Source organism: Blastococcus sp. SYSU DS0533, assembly GCF_054050775.1.
The window spans coordinates 37,810-54,929 of record NZ_JBJGZZ010000015.1 but is presented as its reverse complement, the minus strand read 5'-3'; the positions used below and the strand labels follow the sequence as shown (position 1 = coordinate 54,929).

The following is a 17,120-nucleotide window of genomic DNA, read 5'->3' as shown; positions in this document are numbered from 1 at the left end:
GGCCCTCCCGCTACGCGGCCACCCCGGAGGACGGGTCGTCGTCGGTCGAGCCGGGCGGCACGCGGCAGGCGGACTCGAGGAGCAGCGCTGCGCCGACCAGGGCGAGGGAGGCCAGGAGGCCCAGCACCGCGGTCACCGTGTCGCCCCCGGCCGCCTGCAGCCGACCGGCGGCGGGGCCCGCGTAGAGCAGCACCCCCAGCCAGATACCCGTGAAGACCGCGCCGACGTAGGCGCTGGCCTGGGCGAGCACCGCGAGCCGCGCGACCAGCATCGGCTCGACCGGGCGGACGCCCGCGGCGTCGCGCCCGGTGGGGCCCCGGCCCGCCCGCGCCTCGCGCAGCGCCTGCAACCGGCTGTGGAGCACCCGGGCCCCCAGCGCCTCGGCGAGCGCCAGGACGGCCAGCGGCGCCGGCAGCCACCAGCGCAGCGGCGGCAGGTCCCCGTACCAGGCACGCACCAGCAGCCACGCGGCCAGGGTGAGCCCGAGCGCGAGGACGACGAGGTCGCGGCGGCGGACGGGGGTCACGGGCTAGTGGAGGTGGTCCCAGCGGACGACCGCCGCCACGTCGGCGGGGTCCAGCGCGGCCACCAGGTCGGTGACCCGGCCGCGGCCGGGCAGCACGGCGGTCGGGTCCAGGGTCACCCACGGGACCAGCACGAACGCCCGCTCGTGCGCCCGGGGGTGCGGCAGGGTCAGCGCGGGGTCGTCGGAGAGCACCGGCGCGCCGTCGTCCCCGGTCACGGTGACCACGTCGACGTCCAGGGTGCGGGCCCCCCAGCGCACCTCGCGGGTGCGGCCGGCGGCCTCCTCCAGCTCCCTGGCACGCGCGAGCCAGCCGGCGGCGTCGCGGTCGCCGCGGACGACGGCGACGGCGTTCAGGTACGGCGGCTGCTCCACCGGCCCCCACGCCGGGGTCTCGTACAGCGTGGAGCGGGCGACGAGCACGCCGTCGTCCTTGAGCGCGGTGAGCGCGGTGCGCAGGGCGTTCGCGCGGTCGCCGAGGTTGGCGCCCAGGGAGAGGACGGCCCGGGTCATCGTCGCTCGCGGCGGATGGTGACCGCGACGTCGTCGAACGGCACACCGAGCTCCGCCTCGGGCTTGTGCACGCTGATCTCGACGGCGTCGACCAGCTCGTCGGCGAGGCAGACGTCGGCCAGCCGCTGGGCGAGGGTCTCGAGCAGGCTGACCGGCTCGCCGGAGAGCACGTGGTGCAGGCGCTGGGCGAGGTCGGCGTAGTTCACCGTGCGGGCCAGGTCGTCCGCGGCCGCGGCCGCCGAGGTGTCGAGCTCCAGGACGGCGTCGACGCGGAACACCTGGCCGCGCTCGCGCTCGAAGTCGTACACCCCGTGGTGGGCGTGGGCACGGATGCCGCGCACGGTGATGCGGTCAGGGGTGGCCACGGCCGGCTCCTCTCGCCGCGCGCACGGCGGCCACGGTGCGGACGGCGTCGACCGAGGCACCGGCGTCGTGGACCCGCACGCCCCACGCACCGGCCTCCGCGGCGAGCACCGTGGTGGCCAGGGTCGCGGCGTCGCGCTCCTCGGCCGGGCGGGGCTGCGCGTCGGGGCCGGCGAGCAGCCGGCCCAGGAAGGTCTTGCGGGAGGCCCCGACCAGCACGGGCAGCCCGACGGCCACGAGCCGGTCCAGCCCGGCCAGCAGCGCCCAGTTGTGCTCGGCGCGCTTGGCGAACCCCAGCCCGGGGTCCAGCACCAGCTGCTCGGGGCGCACGCCGGCGGCGACGACGTCCTCGACCCGGGCGGTCAGCTCGGCGCAGACCTCCGTGACGACGTCGCCGTACTGCGCGGCCGCGTACATCTCGCGGCTGTGCCCGCGCCAGTGCATGAGCACCCACGGCACGCCGGCCTCGGCGACCAGGTCGGCCATGTTCTTGTCCGCCAGCCCTCCGCTGACGTCGTTGACCAGGACCGCGCCCGCGCGCAGCGCCGCCTCGGCCACCTCGGCGCGGGTGGTGTCGACGCTGGTGCGCACGCCGGCGGCGGACAGCTCGCGGATCACCGGGACCACGCGGCGGCACTCCTCCTCGGCGTCGACGCGGTCGGCGCCCGGCCGGGTGGACTCGCCGCCCACGTCGACGTAGTCCGCGCCCGCGGCATGCATCTCCAGCCCGTGCGCGATCGCGTCGGCCGGGTCGGCGAAGCAGCCGCCGTCGGAGAAGGAGTCCGGCGTGACGTTGAGGACGCCCATCACCAGGCAGCGGCCCGGCCGCGGCAGCGCTGCCTGGGTCACCGGTGCACCGCTCACCGGCCGAGGACGAGGCCCATCGCCTCGCTGCGGGTCGCCGCGTTGTCGCGGAAGATGCCGCGCACCGCGGAGGTGACCGTGGAGGAGCCGGGCTTGCGGATGCCCCGCATGGCCATGCAGAGGTGCTCGGCCTGGATGACGACCAGCACCCCGCGCGGCTTGAGGGCGTCGTTCAGCGCGTCGGCGATCTGCCGGGTCATCCGCTCCTGCACCTGGGGGCGGCGGGCGTAGACCTCCACCAGGCGGGCGAGCTTGGACAGCCCGGTGACCCGCCCGTCCTCCCCGGGGATGTAGGCGACGTGGGCGACCCCGTGGAAGGGCACCAGGTGGTGCTCGCAGGTCGAGTACATCGGGATGTCCTTGACCAGCACCAGCTCGTCGTGGTCCTCGTCGAACGTCGTCGCGAGGATCTCGAGCGGGTCCTGCCAGAGGCCGGCGAAGGTCTCCGCGTACGCCCGGGCCACGCGGGCCGGGGTGTCCTGCAGGCCCGGCCGGTCGGGGTCCTCCCCGACGGCGAGCAGCAGCTCGCGGATCGCCGCGGCGGCCCGTTGCCGGTCGACCCCGGGCGCCGGGGTCAGCAGCTGGTCCTCCGGCTCGGCCGGGATCTCGCTCATCGGTCGGCCCGGCTCACCGCTGGGCCGGGGCCCCGACGTCCCCGACGGGGGTGGTGTCGTGACCCGACCCGTTCTGGCCGGCGCGCTCGGCCGGGGTGAGCACCGGGGGCTGGTTCGACGGGGTGCGCTTGCCGAAGCCGTTGTACGGCGCGAGGGCGGGGCGCTTGGCGACCGGCGCGCAGATGCGGGCCATGTCGTCCTTGGAGAGCGTCTCCTTCTCGATCAGCTCCAGCACCAGCTGGTCGAGCACCTCGCGGTACTCGACCAGGATCTCCCAGGCCTCGTCGTGCGCGGCCTCGATCAGGGCGCGGATCTCCGCGTCGATGTCGGCGGCCACGGCCTCGGAGTAGTCGGGGCGGGAACCCATGTCCCGGCCCAGGAACGGCTCGGACTCGCTGCTGCCGTACTTCACCGCGCCGAGCTTGGCGCTCATGCCGTACTGCGTGACCATCGCGCGGGCCATGGAGGTGGCCTTCTCGATGTCGTTGCCGGCGCCGGTGGTCGGCTCGTGGAAGACCAGCTCCTCGGCCGCGCGGCCACCGAGGGCGTAGGCGAGGGTGTCGATCATCTCCGAGCGGGTCTGGGTGTACTTGTCCTCGGTCGGCAGCACGAGCGTGTGCCCCAGCGAGCGGCCGCGCGGCAGGATCGTCACCTTGTGCACCGGGTCCAGGTTGGGCAGTGCGTGCGCCACCAGCGCGTGCCCGCCCTCGTGGTAGGCGGTGACCTTCTTCTCCTTCTCGCTCATCGCCCGCGTCTTCCGCTCGGGGCCGGCGATGACGCGGTCGATCGCCTCCTCGAGGGTGGCGTCGGTGATCAGCGAGCCGTTGTTGCGCGCGGTGAGCAGCGCACCCTCGTTGAGCACGTTGGCGAGGTCGGCACCGGTGAAGCCCGGCGTCCGCCGGGCCACGGTCTCCAGGTCGACGTCGGGCGCGAGCGGCTTGCCCTTGGCGTGCACCTCGAGGATCCGCTTGCGGCCCTCGAGGTCGGGGCGGTCGACGGCGATCTGCCGGTCGAAGCGGCCCGGGCGCAGGAGCGCGGGGTCCAGGACGTCGGGCCGGTTGGTCGCGGCGATCAGGATGACCCCGCCCTTGACGTCGAAGCCGTCCATCTCGACGAGCATCTGGTTCAGCGTCTGCTCGCGTTCGTCGTGACCGCCGCCCATGCCGGCGCCGCGCTGGCGGCCGACGGCGTCGATCTCGTCGATGAAGATGATCGCCGGGGAGTTCTCCTTGGCCTGGTTGAACAGGTCGCGAACCCGGCTGGCGCCGACGCCGACGAACATCTCGACGAAGTCCGACCCGGAGATGGAGAAGAAGGGCACCCCGGCCTCGCCGGCCACGGCGCGGGCCAGCAGGGTCTTGCCGGTGCCGGGCGGGCCGAACAGCAGCACGCCCTTGGGGATCTTCGCGCCGACGGCCTGGAACTTCACCGGGTTGGCGAGGAACTCCTTGATCTCGTGCAGTTCCTCGATCGCCTCGTCGGCGCCGGCGACGTCGGCGAACGTCGTCTTCGGCATGTCCTTGGTGATCTGCTTGGCCTTGGACTTGCCGAAGGCCATGACACCGCGGCCGCCGCCCTGCATGGAGTTGAACAGCCAGAAGAGCAGCAGGAGAAGGATCAGGAACGGGAGGAAGCTGACCAGCAGGCTCACCAGGAGGCTGTCCTGGGTGACGTTGGTGTCGAACTCCTCGCCGTCCTGGGCGCGCAGGAGGTCGACGATGTCGCCCTCGACCGCGACGGGGTAGGACGTCGTCACCTCGGTGCTGCCCTCGACCTCGTCGGCCAGGTCCAGGTCGAGGGTCTGCTCCTTGGTGTTGAGCGTCGCCGACTCGACGTTGCCGCTCTCGATCTGCTCGAGGGCCGTCGAGGTGGTGATCTCCTGACGGCTGCCCTCACCGCTGAACAGGGAGGAGACGGTCAGGGCCAGCAGGATGACCAGGACGACCCAGAACCACACGGAGCGGAAGATCTTCTTGCGTTCCATACACCGATGCCGGGCGCCGTGGGGCGCCCGTCGACCCTCCTGATCGTCCCGGGGACGCCTCGAACGGCCCGGGCACGGACCCCGGCGCTCGGGTGCAGCGTCGTCGGGATCGACGGTACACCGGTGGGCCTGTGGATCTCCTGCGCGCGAGCTGGCGACGCACCCGGGCGAGCTATGCCTTCGGCGCGCCGGGCAGGCGGCCGGAGGCTGTCCCGAGGCGCGACGAGGAGGCGCCGGACCGGAACCGGGGACGGCCCCGGAGGGTCCTCGCCGGCCGCGACGGGACGGCTCGGCAGGGGCACGGCACCTGGACGCGGTCGTCGTCCGGAGGACGACGGGGTGTCAGGCGTAGACCTCGGGCTTCAGCGTGCCGATGTAGGGCAGGTCCCGGTACCGCTCGGCGTAGTCCAGGCCGTACCCGACGACGAACTCGTTCGGGATGTCGAACCCGACGTACCTGACCGGCACCTCGACCTTGACCGCGTCGGGCTTGCGCAGCAGGGCGCAGACCTCGAGCGACGCCGGCGACCGGCCGCCCAGGTTCTTCAGCAGCCAGGAGAGCGTCAGCCCGGAGTCGATGATGTCCTCGAGCACCAGGACGTGCTTGCCGGTGATGTCCCGGTCGAGGTCCTTGAGGATGCGCACGACCCCCGAGGAGCTGGTCGAGGACCCGTACGACGAGACGGCCATGAACTCCATCTGGGTGGGCAGCTGGAGGGCGCGGGCGAAGTCGCTCATGAAGAGCACCGCGCCCTTCAGCACGCCGACGAGGAGGACCTCCCGGCCCGCGTAGTCGGCGGCGACCGCCGCAGCGAGGTCGGCGATCTTCTCGCGGATCTGCTCCTCGCTGAGCAGGACGTGGTCGATGTCCGGGCCGTAGCCGTGGTCGGGACCGAGTGCGCCGGGCGTGCTGGCAGGCTCCGTCACGGAGTGAGCTCCTCGTGGGGTGCGGGTCCGGGGGCGCCGCGCCGGTTCTCCGGCGGCAGCAGCACCAGAGTGCCAGACGCCCGGACGACGCCTGCGCCGCCGGGTAGGTCGACGGCCCCCTGGCCGCGCCAGCCGGTGACCAGGGTCTCCACCGCCCGCAGGTGGACCGCCTGCAGGTCGGGCACGCCCGCGCCCTGCAGCCAGCCTCGGAGCACCCGCCGCCGCAGCGCGGTCGGCAGCCCGTCCAGCGGCCGCACCGGCAGCCCGCCGTCCTCGGACCCGCCCGCCAGCCGGACGAGCTCCGCGGCCGCCAGGGCGTCGAGGGCGTCGAGGTCCTCCCGGAGCAGCTCCGCGGTGCGGGCCAGCGCCGGGGCCACGCCGCCGCCGAGCACCTCCTCCAGCAGCGGGAGGGCCTCCGTGCGCAGCCGCACCCGGGTGTAGGCCGGGTCGGCGTTCCACGGGTCGTCCCAGACGGGGAGGTCCTGGTCGGCGCACGCCTGCCGGGTGGTCGCCCGTCGGACCCCCAGGAGCGGGCGCCACCAGCCGACGCCGTCGGCGGTCCGCTCGGGCACCATCCCGGCCACCGACCGGGGTCCCGAGCCGCGGCCCAGCCCGAGGAGGACCGTCTCGGCCTGGTCGTCGAGGGTGTGCCCCAGGGCGACCCGGGCGCCGTGCTCGCGCGCCGCCGTCGCCAGCGCGGCGTACCGGGCCGCGCGGGCCGCGCCCTCGGGGCCGCCGCCGTCCCCCACCCGCACGGTCAGCACGAGGACCGGGTCCAGGCCGAGCGCGCGGAGCACCGCGGCGGTGCTCTGCGCGCGCGCCGCCGAGCCGGGCTGGAGACCGTGGTCCACGGTGACCCCGCCGACCCGGGCGCCCGCGTGACGGCCCTCGAAGGCGAGCGCGGCGGCCAGGGCCACCGAGTCCGCTCCCCCGCTGCAGGCGGCGAGCACCGGCCGGTCGTCGGCCCGCAGGCCCTCGCGGACCGCGCACCGCACCTCCGCGACCGCGCGGGGTGGCCCGCCCACCTGTCTCAGGCGGGCAGGGCGGGGCGCCCGAGCACCCGCTCGACCCACAGGTGCGGCGCGGTGAGCTCCTCGATCAGCGGGAGGTTCGCCGGACCCTCCCAGACCCGGTTGAAGCCCTCCATGCCGGCGAGCTCCACCACGCCGCCGACGAAGTGCCGCCCGTCGGCGTACTGCTTCATCTTCTGCTCCAGGCCCAGCAGCCGGCGCAGCAGCCGGTCCAGCGGCCCCCGGCCCTTGCGGCGCTGGGCGAACCGCTTGCGCAGCGTGCGCACCGACGGCACGACGTCGGTGCCGACGCCGTCCATGACGTACTCGGCGTGCCCCTCGACCAGGCTCATCACCGCGGTCACCCGGTCCAGCACCGCCCGCTGCCGCGGGTCGCGGACCAGCGCCATCAGCCCCTCGGGGGCGCCGTCCCCACCGCCCCGGACCGCGTCGGCGAGGCTGCGCACCAGGTCCTGCAACCGTTCGCGCAGCACGTCCGGGGCCAGGTCGGTCGCGGCGACGAACTCCGCGATCTGCGCCTCGAGGTAGCCCGCCAGCCACGGGACACCGGTGAACTGCAGCTGGTGGGTGACCTCGTGCAGGCAGACCCAGAGGCGGAAGTCCGAGGGGTCGACGCCCAGCTTCCGCTCGGTGGCCACGATGTTCGGCGCCACGAGCAGCAGCCGGCCGCCGGTCCCGAAGATCTCGTACTGGCCCAGCACCCGTGATGAGAGGAAGGCCAGCAGCCCGCCGGCCTGGACCCCGGTGGCGCGCGAGCCGATCGCGGTCGCGAGGGCACCGGGGCGGTTGCCCGTGCGCTCGGCGAGCTTCTCCACCAGCGGGTCGAGCAGGGCGGCCATCCCCCGGGCGTTGGCGTCGGCCCAGCCCGGCCGGTCGACGACGGCGACCTCGGGGACCGGGCCCCCGGGCACCGGGCGCAGCCCGGTGAGCTCCTCGACGTGCGCGACGGCCGTGGCGGCGGCGCGGTGCAGCTCGGCGACGACCGCGGCGGCCTCCTCCCGGGTGGTGCTCGGGCCGCCGCTGACCAGCCGGCGGGCCGTGCGTCCGGCCAGGTCCCAGTCGACCATCGAGGAGGCGCTGCTCATCGCTTCACCGTAGGCCCTGCCGCAGGGGCCCGCCGCGAGCCTGCGAGCGGTGGGGGGCAGCAGGGTCCTTCTGCCTTCAACAGCCGCAGGCGGCCAGCGTCGCGGCGAAGGCGTCGAGCGCGGCCTCCGCGGCCACCTCGCTGCCGGTCGCCTCGTCCGCCACGACGGCGAAGGCGAGGAGCCGGCCGTCCGCGGTGACCACGGTGCCGGCGAGGGCGTTGACGCCGAGCAGCGTGCCGGTCTTGGCGCGCACCGTGCCCGGTGCGGTCGCCGGGTCGTCGTCTCCGCGATCGGCGAGCGTGCCGTCGTAACCGGCCACCGGCAGGCCAGGCAGCAGGCCGGCGGCGTCGCCGAGGCTGCCGTCGGCCGCGCCCTGCACCACGGCGGTGAGCAGTTCGGCGGTCACCACGTCCTCCCCCGACAGCCCGCTGCCGTCGGCCAGGGTGACGCCGGTGACGTCCAGGCCCGCCTCGTCCAGCGCCGCGACGACGGCCCGCGCCGCCCCCTCGAACGTGGCCGGCTCCCCCCGCGAGAGCGCGACGTGCCGGGCGAGCACCTCGGCGAGCACGTTGTCCGACTGCGACAGCGCCTGCTCGACCAGCCGGGCGACCGGCGCGGACTCCACGGTGCCCAGGGTCCGCGCACCGGCGGGGGCCTGGCCGAGGACCACCGCGGCACCGGGAGCGCCGAGGGCGTCCGCCAGCGCCGCGCCGGCGTCGATGCCGGGCTGGCCGCTGCGCGCGGTCGCCCCGGGGCCGACCCGCGCGCCGTCGACGGCGGTGGCGGTGATCGGTGCGGCGTAGCTGGAGGGCGCGTCGCCCGGGCCCCAGCCGCTGGCGGTCAGCGGCCCGCTGAACAGCGAGCTGTCGACCACGACGCGCGTGACGGCGGTGCCCGCCGGGAGCGCGGCCACGACCTGGGTGGCGAGGTCGGCCATCGTCGGGGCGCCGGGGTAGGTCTGCGACGGCTCGGTGCGCGACAGGGTCGGGTCACCGCCGCCCACGAGCACCACCTCACCGGGCGCGGAGCCGGCGACCACGCGGGTCTCGAACGTCTCGGCCGGGTCGAGCTCGGTCAGCGCGGCGGCGGCGGTGAGCAGCTTGGCGGTGGAGGCAGGCGTCAGCGGCGCCCCGGCGTCCCGGTCGTAGAGCACCTCGCCGGTGGCGACGTCGACGACCTGGGCCGTGGTTCCCGGCCCCAGCGGCGGGCCGGTGACCAGCGGGGTGAGCACGGACTCGAGGACGGCGGGGTCGGGCACGGGCGCGTCGGCGGACAGGGCGGCGAGCACCGGATCGGCCTCACCGAGGTCGGGCAGCACTGCGTCGGGGACGGCGACCGCGCCATCACCGGAACCGGGGTCGGTGCCGAGGAAGACACCGAGCCCGACGCCGCCTCCGACGAGCAGCGTGACGAGCAGGACGATGCCGATGGTCATCCGCCGCCGGAAGCGGCCGTAGTTGGCCGTGACGATCGTCGAACCGCTCGACGAGATGGTGCCCACCCCCTACAGGGGGGCCTGCGCCGACCGGATCGACCCCCGTGGGCCACACTACGTCCGTGCAGTTCGACGTGACGGTAGAAATCCCGAAGGGCCAGCGGAACAAGTACGAGCTGGACCATGAGACCGGACGCATCCGCTTGGACCGGATGCTGTTCACCTCCACCCGCTACCCGGCGGACTACGGCTACATCGAGAACACCCTCGGGCAGGACGGCGACCCGCTGGACGCCCTGGTGATCCTCGAGGAGCCGACGTTCCCCGGCTGCCTGGTGACGTGCCGGGCCATCGGCATGTTCCGCATGACCGACGAGGCCGGAGGGGACGACAAGGTCCTCTGCGTGCCGGCGACGGACCCGCGGGTGGCGCACCTCAAGGAGATCGAGGACGTGTCGGAGTTCGACCGCCTCGAGATCCAGCACTTCTTCGAGACCTACAAGGACCTCGAGCCGGGCAAGTCGGTCGAGGGCGCCGAGTGGGTCGGCCGCGAGGCCGCCGAGGCCGAGATCAACGCCTCGATCGAGCGCGCGAAGGACAACTCCACGCACCACTGATCGTCCGCCGGGCCTCCGGCCGGACACCGATCGCACCGACGGTGGCGCACCTCGAGCGGGCGCACCACCGTCGGTGGCATGCCGTGGATCGCCGCGGTGGTCGAGTGCCCGTGCACACCCGCTGCGCCGACGCTCAGAGCAGCCCGCGGGAGCGCAGCTCGCGCAACTGGGCGAAGACCTCGCGCCGGATGACGTCCTCCTGCCGTTCACCGAGCCGCAGGAAGCGGAAGGACAGTTCCGCGCGGTCGTCGGTGCGGGCGTGGCGGCGGACCACCTCGCCGTTGCAGGTCATCCGGTCGCCGCCCACGACGAGTGCGACCGGGACGACGGAACCGGGCTCCAGCGAGGGCGACGCCGCCGGCACGGGTGACGACAGGAGGCAGCGCATCCCCCCCTCGCTGAGATCGACGCTCGCACCGAGCAGGACCTGGTCCCCCGCACCGAGCTCGACGGGCACCGAGACCGGGGCCCGGACGGCGGCGCGCCGCTGGCCCCGGGAGGCCGGGCCCACCGGCCGCACCCGCCAGGTCGGCCCCTCACCGGCCTCCACGTGGACCAGTTCGGCGGGGAGCGCCCTCAGCTCCTCCGGCCCCTTCCAGAGCAGCTGGAGCTGCTCGCCCGGCTCGAGCCGCACCCGTCGCTGGGCGGCGTCCATGCCCACCGTCAGCACCAGCTCCTGGGGAGCCGCCCGCTCCACGAAGCTGGTCAGCACGTCTTCCCGGCTGGTGGCCTTCACCTCGACGACCACCTTCTCCTCCGGGTAGTCGACCCCTGGCTCCCCTGTCATTTCCTTCTCTCCTCCTGCGGGCCCGCGCCGAGCGCACGGGCACATCGATGGACGAACAACCGGGACCTGGCGGCGGCGGGAGCAAGCTGTCGACCTCCGGCACCGGGTGCCGGATCAGACCGCTCGCAACCCTCCCCCGCCACGGCCGCGCCGGGCGCCGAGCCAGGACACGATCTCGTCCGCGGGCACGGCCCTGCTGAGGTGGTAGCCCTGCACGAGGTCGCAGCCCATCTCCTGGAGGAGGTCCCAGGTCTGCTGGTCCTCCATGCCCTCCGCCACCACCTCCAGGCCCAGGTGCCTGCCCAGGTCGACGATCGCCCGGACGATCGCCACGTCCTCACCCCCGGCACGCAGCCCGCTCACGAAGCTGCGGTCGATCTTCACCTCGTGCACCGGCAGCTTCTTGAGATAGGACAGCGACGAGTACCCGGTGCCGAAGTCGTCGACGGACAACCGCACGCCCAGCTCGCGGAGCTCGTGCAGCAGCGCAATCGCACGCGCCGGGTCGGCCATGACCGACCCCTCGGTGATCTCCAGGGTGAGCCGGTCCGCCGACACGTCGTGCCGGCGCAGCAACCGGACCACCTCGTCGACGAGGTCGGCGTCGTGGAGGCTCCTCGTGGAGAGGTTGACGGCGACCCCGAGGTCGTACCCCTGCTCCCGCCAGCGCCGGCACGCTGCCAGGGCCTCGCCCAGCACCTGGGTCGTGAGAGGGCCGATGAGACCGCTGCGCTCCGCGACGGGGATGAACTCGTCGGGTGGCACCGAACCGAGTTCCGGGTGCCACCACCGCGCCAGGGCCTCGACCGCGACGACCTCCCCGGTGGCCAGGAGCGCCTTGGGCTGCATGTGCACCTCCACCTCACCGCTCTGCAGCGCACTGCGCAGCTCGGCCACCATCGTGAGGCGACGTGGGTCCTTGGTGTCGAGGTCGGGCCGGTACACCCGCAGCCCGCGGGTGGAAGCCTTGGCGTCGTACATCGCCATGTCGGCGCGCTTGAGAAGTCCTGCCGGCTCGGTGGCGTGCTCGGGGGCCAGCGCGATGCCCATGGAGCCGCCGACCTCCACCTCCATCCCGTCGAGCGCGACCGGATACTCGAGGGCGTGCAGGATGCGTCGGCCGACGTGCACGGCGCGGTCCTCGTCGGCGGTCCCCGCCAGCAGGACCGCGAACTCGTCCCCGCCGAGACGGGCCACCACACCGGCCTTGCCGACCGCCGTCACCAGCCGCGTGCCCACCTCGACGAGGAGCAGGTCGCCCTGCTGGTGGCCGAGGGTGTCGTTGACCTCCTTGAACCCGTCGAGGTCCAGGATCATCACGGCGGCACCGGCGGACCTGCCGTCGGCGACGTCGTCCAGGGCGACGCCCATCCGGCGCTGCAGGTAGGCGCGGTTGGGCAACCCGGTCAGTGCGTCGTGCAGGGCCTCGTGCCGCAGCTTGTCGATGAGCTCACCGTTCTGCAGCGCCACGCTGGCGTGGTTGGCGACGGTCTCCAGCAGGAGCACGTCGTCGCCGTCGTAGGTGCGCACGTCACCGAGCCGGTCGGCGACGACGAGGACGCCGATGACACCGGTCCCGCCCCGGAGGGGGACGGCCACCGCCTCGCGGACCCCCTCGGCGTCCAGCCACCGGCGGTGCCCGGGATCGCGGCTGCCACGGGGCAGGAGGAGTGGCTCGGCGTCTCCGACGACCTGCTCGAGCAGCCACCTCTCCTCGGGGCTCTGCGGGTCCTCCGACCGGGACAGCCGGTCGCTGCTGCCGAGGCGCACGTGGGCGACGTCCCCACGGGGGCCTGCGATGAAGGCGATCTCCGCGCGCTCGGACCGCAGCAGCTCCTTGGCCTCGCCCAGGACGTTGGTGAGCACCTCGTCGATCTCCGGCGAGCTGCTGACGGCCTGGCTGAACCGGTAGAGCCGCTCCAGGTTGAGGTGCCGGTCGGACAGCGCGGCGAAGGTCCGGTACCCCAGCAGCAGGCCGGCACCGCTGACGAGGAGGAGCCAGGCGCTGTGCACGGAGGCCGAGAGGCTGGTGACGGCGACCAGGGCGACGGTGACCACGACCGGTGCCGCGATCTGGCTGGAGACCATGTCGCGCAGGACCTCACCCGGCCGCATGGTGCCCTCGTAGATGCCGATGACGAGCGCGAGGGCGACGGTCCCGACGCAGTTGGCGGCGAGCGCACCGGCGTAGGCGCCGAGCCAGGCCAGCAGGCCCACGTCGTCCTGACCGGAGACCGCCAGGTGGAACAGCGCGACGGCGACGGCGGTCTCGAGGGTGACGAGCGCGAGGTTCCAGGAGGTCTTGAGGACCGACGAGCGCCGGTGCACGAGGAACACGAGGCCGGACCCGACGAGCCGGCCGACGAGCAGCTGCAGGGGCGAGGCGAAGAACAGGCCGAGCACGAGGGGGAGCTCGCTCACCGAGACGGTGCGCGCCTCCCGCTTGGTCTGCACGTGGAACACGCACGCCTCGGTGGCGGCGAACCCGATGGCGAGGGCCCACCACGGCAGCGACACCGTGGCCAGCGGGGCTGCGTCGGCGAACGGCAGCCCGACGAGCGCGGCGAGGGCGAGCTGCGCGACCGTCATCAGCAGGACCAGGGCGGGCGCTCGCGTGGCGGGTCGCCGGGCTCGCCCGGGCCCGGCGCCGGTCGTGGACGTGGTGGCCATCGCACACCTCCTTCGCTGCTGCATCGGCAGGTGGGAGCCGACTGTTGAGCCCGACGACGTCCCGGATCCCCCGTGGTGGTCAGACCGCGGGGATGCCGACGGGCGGCCGGCCGCGCCTGCGAAGGCACGACCGGCCGCCCGCCGTGGGGTCCCCGGGCCGGGGACAGGGGCCCGGGGATGGATGCAGGGATCAGCCCCAGGTGGAGGCCGCCCAGGTCCGCGCCGCCCACGTCCGCGCCGCCCACGTGGACGCCGCCCAGGTGCTCGCGTTCCAGGTGGCCCCGGCCCAGGTGCGGGCCGCCCAGGTCCGGGCCGCGAGGCTGCCCTCGGACTCGGCGAGCCACGGCGTGTCCAGCCAGGTGGTGCCGTCCCAGCGCTGCCCGCCGTAGTGGTCGGCGTTGTGGGTGTGGCCGAACCACGTCCGGCCGTTCCACGCGCCGCCCGACCAGCGCGAGCCGGTCAGCTCGCCCCCGCTCCAGGTCTTCTCCGCGGAGGCCGCCTTCGCCCAGGCCGAGGCGTTCCACGCGGCGCCGGTGACGTCGCGCTCGCCGGTGAGCTCGGCGCCGCCGAGGACCACGTGGGCCGAGCCGCGGGCCGCCTCCAGGGAGCCGGTGCCGGTGGCCCGCGGCCAGGTCTGCGCCGCGGCGGCGGCCGACGGTGGCGTCGTCCCCACGGCACGGGCCAGGTCGACCACACCGCGCCCCTGGCCGACCGGGTCGGCGGAGTCGATGTACTTGGCCGTCCCCGTCAGCAGGGCCTTGACCTGGTCCGGGGTCATCGTCGGCCGCTGCGACAGCAGCAGGGCGGCCGATCCGGAGAGGACTGCGGCGGCCTGCGAGGTGCCGCTGCCCTTGAAGAACCGGCTGCCGACCCGGGCCTCCGGGTGCAGCAGGTCCGCGTAGGACCCCGGCGCGCGGAGGCTGACCACGCTGGCTCCCGGCGCCACCAGGTCCGGGTTGCGGACACCGTCGCCGCGGGTGGACCACGACGGGATGACGTCGTTGCCGGTGCCCTTGGTGCCGCCCTCGTCGACGGCCCCCACGGCCAGCACGTACGGGTCGTAGGCCGGGTTCGCCAGCTTCCCGGTCGCCGACCCGGTGTTGCCGGCCGAGACCACGACCGTGATGCCGGCGTGCCAGGCCACCTCGACCGCGTAGGTGAGCGGGTCGAGCTGGTAGTCCTGCACCCCGTCGGTCCCGAAGGACAGGTTGAGGACCCGGACGTTCAGCCCGTTCTTGTTGCGGTTCTGCACCACCCAGTCGATGCCGGCGATGACCTGGGAGACGTCGGAGCTGCCGCCCGCGTCGGCCACCTTCACGCTGACGATCCGCGCGTCGGGGGCCACACCCAGGAAGTCGACGTCCCCGGAGCTGTTGGTCAGCTTGGCCGGAGCCGCGTCGTCGCGGCCGGCGATGATGCCGGCCATGGCGGTGCCGTGCCCGTAGCCGTCGAGGTGCTCGGCCGGGCTGTCGGTGCAGTTCATGCCCAGCGCGTCGCACTGCTGGGCCTCGAACGAGAGGTCCGGGCCGTGGACGACCTTGCCGGGGGCGCGCAGGCCGTCGACGGGCACGACACCCGAGTCGATGACCGCCACGTCGACGCCCTTGCCGGTGTACCCCTTCTGCCACATGTTGCTGGCGCCGATCCGGTCGGTGATCGAGTCCATGGACCCGAACTCGCCCGTCTGCGAGGTCACCTCCGTGCTGGTGAGCTCGATCGCGGCGTCCTCGGTGACCGCGCGCACCCCGGGGGTGGCACGCAGCGCGCCGAGCCGGTCGAGCGGCACGGACGCGCTGAAGGCGTCGATGATGTCCAGCTGCCGGCCGACCGTGCCGCCCGCGCCGGCCACGGCCCGCTCCGGCCCGCTGCCGGCACCCGGCAGCTCCTGCACGATCACGGGGACCTGTTCGGCCGACGACGGGGCGGGCGCGGCGGTCGCCGTCCCGGCCGTCCCGGCGGCCAGCGCCGTCGCCACGGCGGCGACGGTGAGGGTCCTGAAGGTCTTGTGCGTCATCGTCATCAGCTCCAACCCGCCGAGGCGAGGTCCGCGGTGCGCCAGGTCCGTGCGCTCCACGACGCGTCCCGCCAGGTCCGCGCCGTCCAGCTGTCCTCCCGCCAGGTGCGGGCCGTCCACGACCCGTCCCGCCAGGTCCGTGCCGACCACTCCTCGTCCCGCCACGTGCGGGCGTCCCAGGCGGCCTGCGTCCACTCGGCCGTCCGCCAGGAGGTGCCCTGCCAGTCGTCGCCGGAGAACAGGAAGCCGCGCCACAGCCCGCCCTCCCAGACGGTGCCCTGGCTCGTGGCCAGCGCCCAGCCCGCGGCGTCCCACGCGTTGCCGAAGATGTCGGCCTCGCCCTGCAGGACGACGCCGTCACGGCTGACGTGCGAGGTGCCGCGCGCGGCCTCGACGGAGCCGAGGCCCGTGCTGTACGACAGGCCGACCGGCTTGCCCTTGGTCAGCGACTTGGTGAGCGCCGTCGACACCTGCGCCAGGCCGCTGCCCCGGTACTTCTGCCCCGCGTTGGGAAAGGCGGAGGCCGTGGTCATGAACTGGGCCTTGACGTCGTCGGGGGTGGCCTTCGGGTGGCGCTGCAGGAACAGGGCCACCTCCGCGCTCACGACCGCGGCCGACTGGGAGGTCCCGGAGGCCCGGGCGAGACGCTCGCCGACCCGCGCGTCGGGGTTGCGCTCGTCGGCGTAGCCGTTGGGCACCCGCAGGCCGAGGACGCTGACACCCGGGGCGACGACGTCCACGTGCCGCTTGTCGGTGCCCCGGCTGGCGAACGCGGGAACGGTGTCGTCCTTGACGTCGACCGTGCCCTGGGTGTCGTTGCTGCCGACGGCCAGGACGTGCGGGTCCATGGCCGGGTTGGCCAGCAGCTCGGTCTCCTGGCCGTCGTTGCCGCCGGCCGCGACGACGACGATGCCGTTGCGCCAGGCGTTCTCCACGGCGTAGGCGAGCGGGTCGACCGCGTAGTCCTGCGTGCCGTCGGTGCCGTAGGAGAGGTTGATGACCCGGATGTTGTTGCCCTTGTCGTTGCGGTGCTCCACCACCCAGTTGATCGCGGCGATCACCTGGGTGACGTCGACGGCACCGTCGTGCGCCCCCACCTTGACGTTGACCAGCCGGGCGTCGGGCGCGATCCCGGTGAACCGGCTCGGGTCGGTGTAGGACTCGGGGTTACCGGGCCGGTCGCGGCCCACCATGATCGAGGCCAGGTGGGTGCCGTGGCCGTAGGCGTCCCGGTACCGCAGCTCCGGATCCTGGCTGTCGAAGGACAGGTCGGGCCCGTTGACCACGTTGCCCGAGTCCAGGCCGGGCACCTGCGTGACGCCGGTGTCGATGAGCGCGATGCCCACCCCCGCGCCGGTGTAGCCGGCGCGGTAGGCGTCGTGGGCGCCGACGGTCGCGGCGATGTGGTGCAGCGACCCCTTGTCCGCCACCGCCACCGGTGCGTCCCCGGCGCCGGCCGGCGTGGCGATCAGCACCGTACCCGCGGTGGCCGCCGCGGCCACGGTGGCGGCCACGAGGCGGCTGGGCAGCCGCCTCGTCACAGGGCCGCTCACGACGAGCCACCTGACGTTGATGATGACACTCTGTGCACCTACCTTGCCCATCCGTGGTTGACACGCTCGCTGCCCATCCGGGACAGCACGTTCAGTAGTGCTGCAATTGCTGAACGTGTCGCGTATTCACCGCCGAGATC

Annotated in this window: 15 protein-coding genes; 1 reads left to right on the top strand and 14 read right to left on the bottom strand. The window is 74.2% G+C overall.

Features of this window, described 5'->3' with window-relative positions:
• Window positions 1-10 precede the first annotated feature (10 nt).
• The 10 genes from ACI79W_RS16275 to dacB all read right to left on the bottom strand — a co-directional run bounded on the left by ACI79W_RS16275 (window position 11) and on the right by dacB (window position 9,405).
• On the bottom strand, window positions 11-526 hold the full coding sequence (locus ACI79W_RS16275) for a DUF3180 domain-containing protein (protein WP_456563131.1): 516 nt from the start codon (window positions 524-526) through the stop codon (window positions 11-13).
• Between the two features lie 3 nt (window positions 527-529).
• A complete protein-coding gene (folK, locus tag ACI79W_RS16270) occupies window positions 530-1,036 on the bottom strand; it encodes a 2-amino-4-hydroxy-6-hydroxymethyldihydropteridine diphosphokinase (RefSeq protein WP_456563130.1) in 507 nt (168 codons plus the stop codon).
• Window positions 1,033-1,401: a dihydroneopterin aldolase gene (folB, locus tag ACI79W_RS16265; protein ID WP_456563129.1), complete on the bottom strand. Its 369-nt coding sequence runs from the start codon at window positions 1,399-1,401 to the stop codon at window positions 1,033-1,035. Before folB ends, folK begins: the two co-directional genes overlap by 4 nt.
• Window positions 1,388-2,248, bottom strand: a complete 861-nt coding sequence (gene folP / locus ACI79W_RS16260) for a dihydropteroate synthase (RefSeq protein ID WP_456563128.1) — start codon at window positions 2,246-2,248, stop codon at window positions 1,388-1,390. Before folP ends, folB begins: the two co-directional genes overlap by 14 nt.
• A gap of 11 nt (window positions 2,249-2,259) precedes the next feature.
• A complete protein-coding gene (gene folE / locus ACI79W_RS16255; RefSeq protein WP_456563127.1) occupies window positions 2,260-2,877 on the bottom strand; it encodes a GTP cyclohydrolase I FolE in 618 nt (205 codons plus the stop codon).
• A 13-nt stretch (window positions 2,878-2,890) separates the two neighbouring features.
• Entirely contained in the window at window positions 2,891-4,861 is a 1,971-nt protein-coding gene (gene ftsH, locus ACI79W_RS16250) for an ATP-dependent zinc metalloprotease FtsH (RefSeq protein WP_456563126.1), read from the bottom strand.
• Between the two features lie 342 nt (window positions 4,862-5,203).
• Window positions 5,204-5,788, bottom strand: coding sequence for a hypoxanthine phosphoribosyltransferase (hpt, locus tag ACI79W_RS16245; RefSeq protein WP_456563125.1), 585 nt, complete (start codon window positions 5,786-5,788; stop codon window positions 5,204-5,206).
• The gene (gene tilS, locus ACI79W_RS16240; protein WP_456563124.1) at window positions 5,785-6,813 is read right to left on the bottom strand and encodes a tRNA lysidine(34) synthetase TilS; all 1,029 of its coding nucleotides are present in this window, start codon (window positions 6,811-6,813) and stop codon (window positions 5,785-5,787) included. The genes hpt and tilS overlap by 4 nt, the downstream gene beginning before the upstream one ends.
• A gap of 5 nt (window positions 6,814-6,818) precedes the next feature.
• Window positions 6,819-7,904 (bottom strand): zinc-dependent metalloprotease, encoded by a 1,086-nt coding sequence (locus tag ACI79W_RS16235; protein WP_456563123.1) that lies wholly within the window; start codon window positions 7,902-7,904, stop codon window positions 6,819-6,821.
• 76 nt (window positions 7,905-7,980) lie between these two features.
• The gene (gene dacB, locus ACI79W_RS16230) at window positions 7,981-9,405 is read right to left on the bottom strand and encodes a D-alanyl-D-alanine carboxypeptidase/D-alanyl-D-alanine endopeptidase (RefSeq protein ID WP_456563122.1); all 1,425 of its coding nucleotides are present in this window, start codon (window positions 9,403-9,405) and stop codon (window positions 7,981-7,983) included.
• A gap of 56 nt (window positions 9,406-9,461) precedes the next feature.
• Here dacB and ACI79W_RS16225 point away from each other — a divergent pair, with 56 nt between their 5' ends.
• Window positions 9,462-9,956 carry an inorganic diphosphatase gene (locus ACI79W_RS16225; RefSeq protein WP_456563121.1) on the top strand — a complete coding sequence of 165 codons (495 nt, stop codon included), beginning with the start codon at window positions 9,462-9,464 and terminating at the stop codon, window positions 9,954-9,956.
• A 133-nt stretch (window positions 9,957-10,089) separates the two neighbouring features.
• Here ACI79W_RS16225 and ACI79W_RS16220 read toward each other — a convergent pair whose 3' ends face one another.
• From ACI79W_RS16220 to ACI79W_RS16205, 4 genes are all read right to left on the bottom strand, one after another.
• Window positions 10,090-10,743, bottom strand: coding sequence for a flagellar brake protein (locus tag ACI79W_RS16220; protein ID WP_456563120.1), 654 nt, complete (start codon window positions 10,741-10,743; stop codon window positions 10,090-10,092).
• A gap of 114 nt (window positions 10,744-10,857) precedes the next feature.
• Window positions 10,858-13,413 carry a putative bifunctional diguanylate cyclase/phosphodiesterase gene (locus ACI79W_RS16215; RefSeq protein WP_456563119.1) on the bottom strand — a complete coding sequence of 852 codons (2,556 nt, stop codon included), beginning with the start codon at window positions 13,411-13,413 and terminating at the stop codon, window positions 10,858-10,860.
• 190 nt (window positions 13,414-13,603) lie between these two features.
• Window positions 13,604-15,487, bottom strand: coding sequence for a S8 family serine peptidase (locus ACI79W_RS16210; protein WP_456563118.1), 1,884 nt, complete (start codon window positions 15,485-15,487; stop codon window positions 13,604-13,606).
• Window positions 15,433-16,980: a S8 family serine peptidase gene (locus tag ACI79W_RS16205; RefSeq protein WP_456563117.1), complete on the bottom strand. Its 1,548-nt coding sequence runs from the start codon at window positions 16,978-16,980 to the stop codon at window positions 15,433-15,435. The genes ACI79W_RS16210 and ACI79W_RS16205 overlap by 55 nt, the downstream gene beginning before the upstream one ends.
• Between the last annotated feature and the right edge of the window lie 140 nt (window positions 16,981-17,120).

Bases quoted from the DNA above. Each gene is read 5' to 3' on its own strand.
- folK (WP_456563130.1), bottom strand. From the start codon at position 1,036: ATGACCCGGGCCGTCCTCTCCCTGGGCGCCAACCTCGGCGACCGCGCG.
- folE (WP_456563127.1), bottom strand. From the start codon at position 2,877: ATGAGCGAGATCCCGGCCGAGCCGGAGGACCAGCTGCTGACCCCGGCG.
- ftsH (WP_456563126.1), bottom strand. From the start codon at position 4,861: ATGGAACGCAAGAAGATCTTCCGCTCCGTGTGGTTCTGGGTCGTCCTG.
- ACI79W_RS16235 (WP_456563123.1), bottom strand. From the start codon at position 7,904: ATGAGCAGCGCCTCCTCGATGGTCGACTGGGACCTGGCCGGACGCACG.
- ACI79W_RS16220 (WP_456563120.1), bottom strand. From the start codon at position 10,743: ATGACAGGGGAGCCAGGGGTCGACTACCCGGAGGAGAAGGTGGTCGTC.
- ACI79W_RS16215 (WP_456563119.1), bottom strand. From the start codon at position 13,413: ATGGCCACCACGTCCACGACCGGCGCCGGGCCCGGGCGAGCCCGGCGA.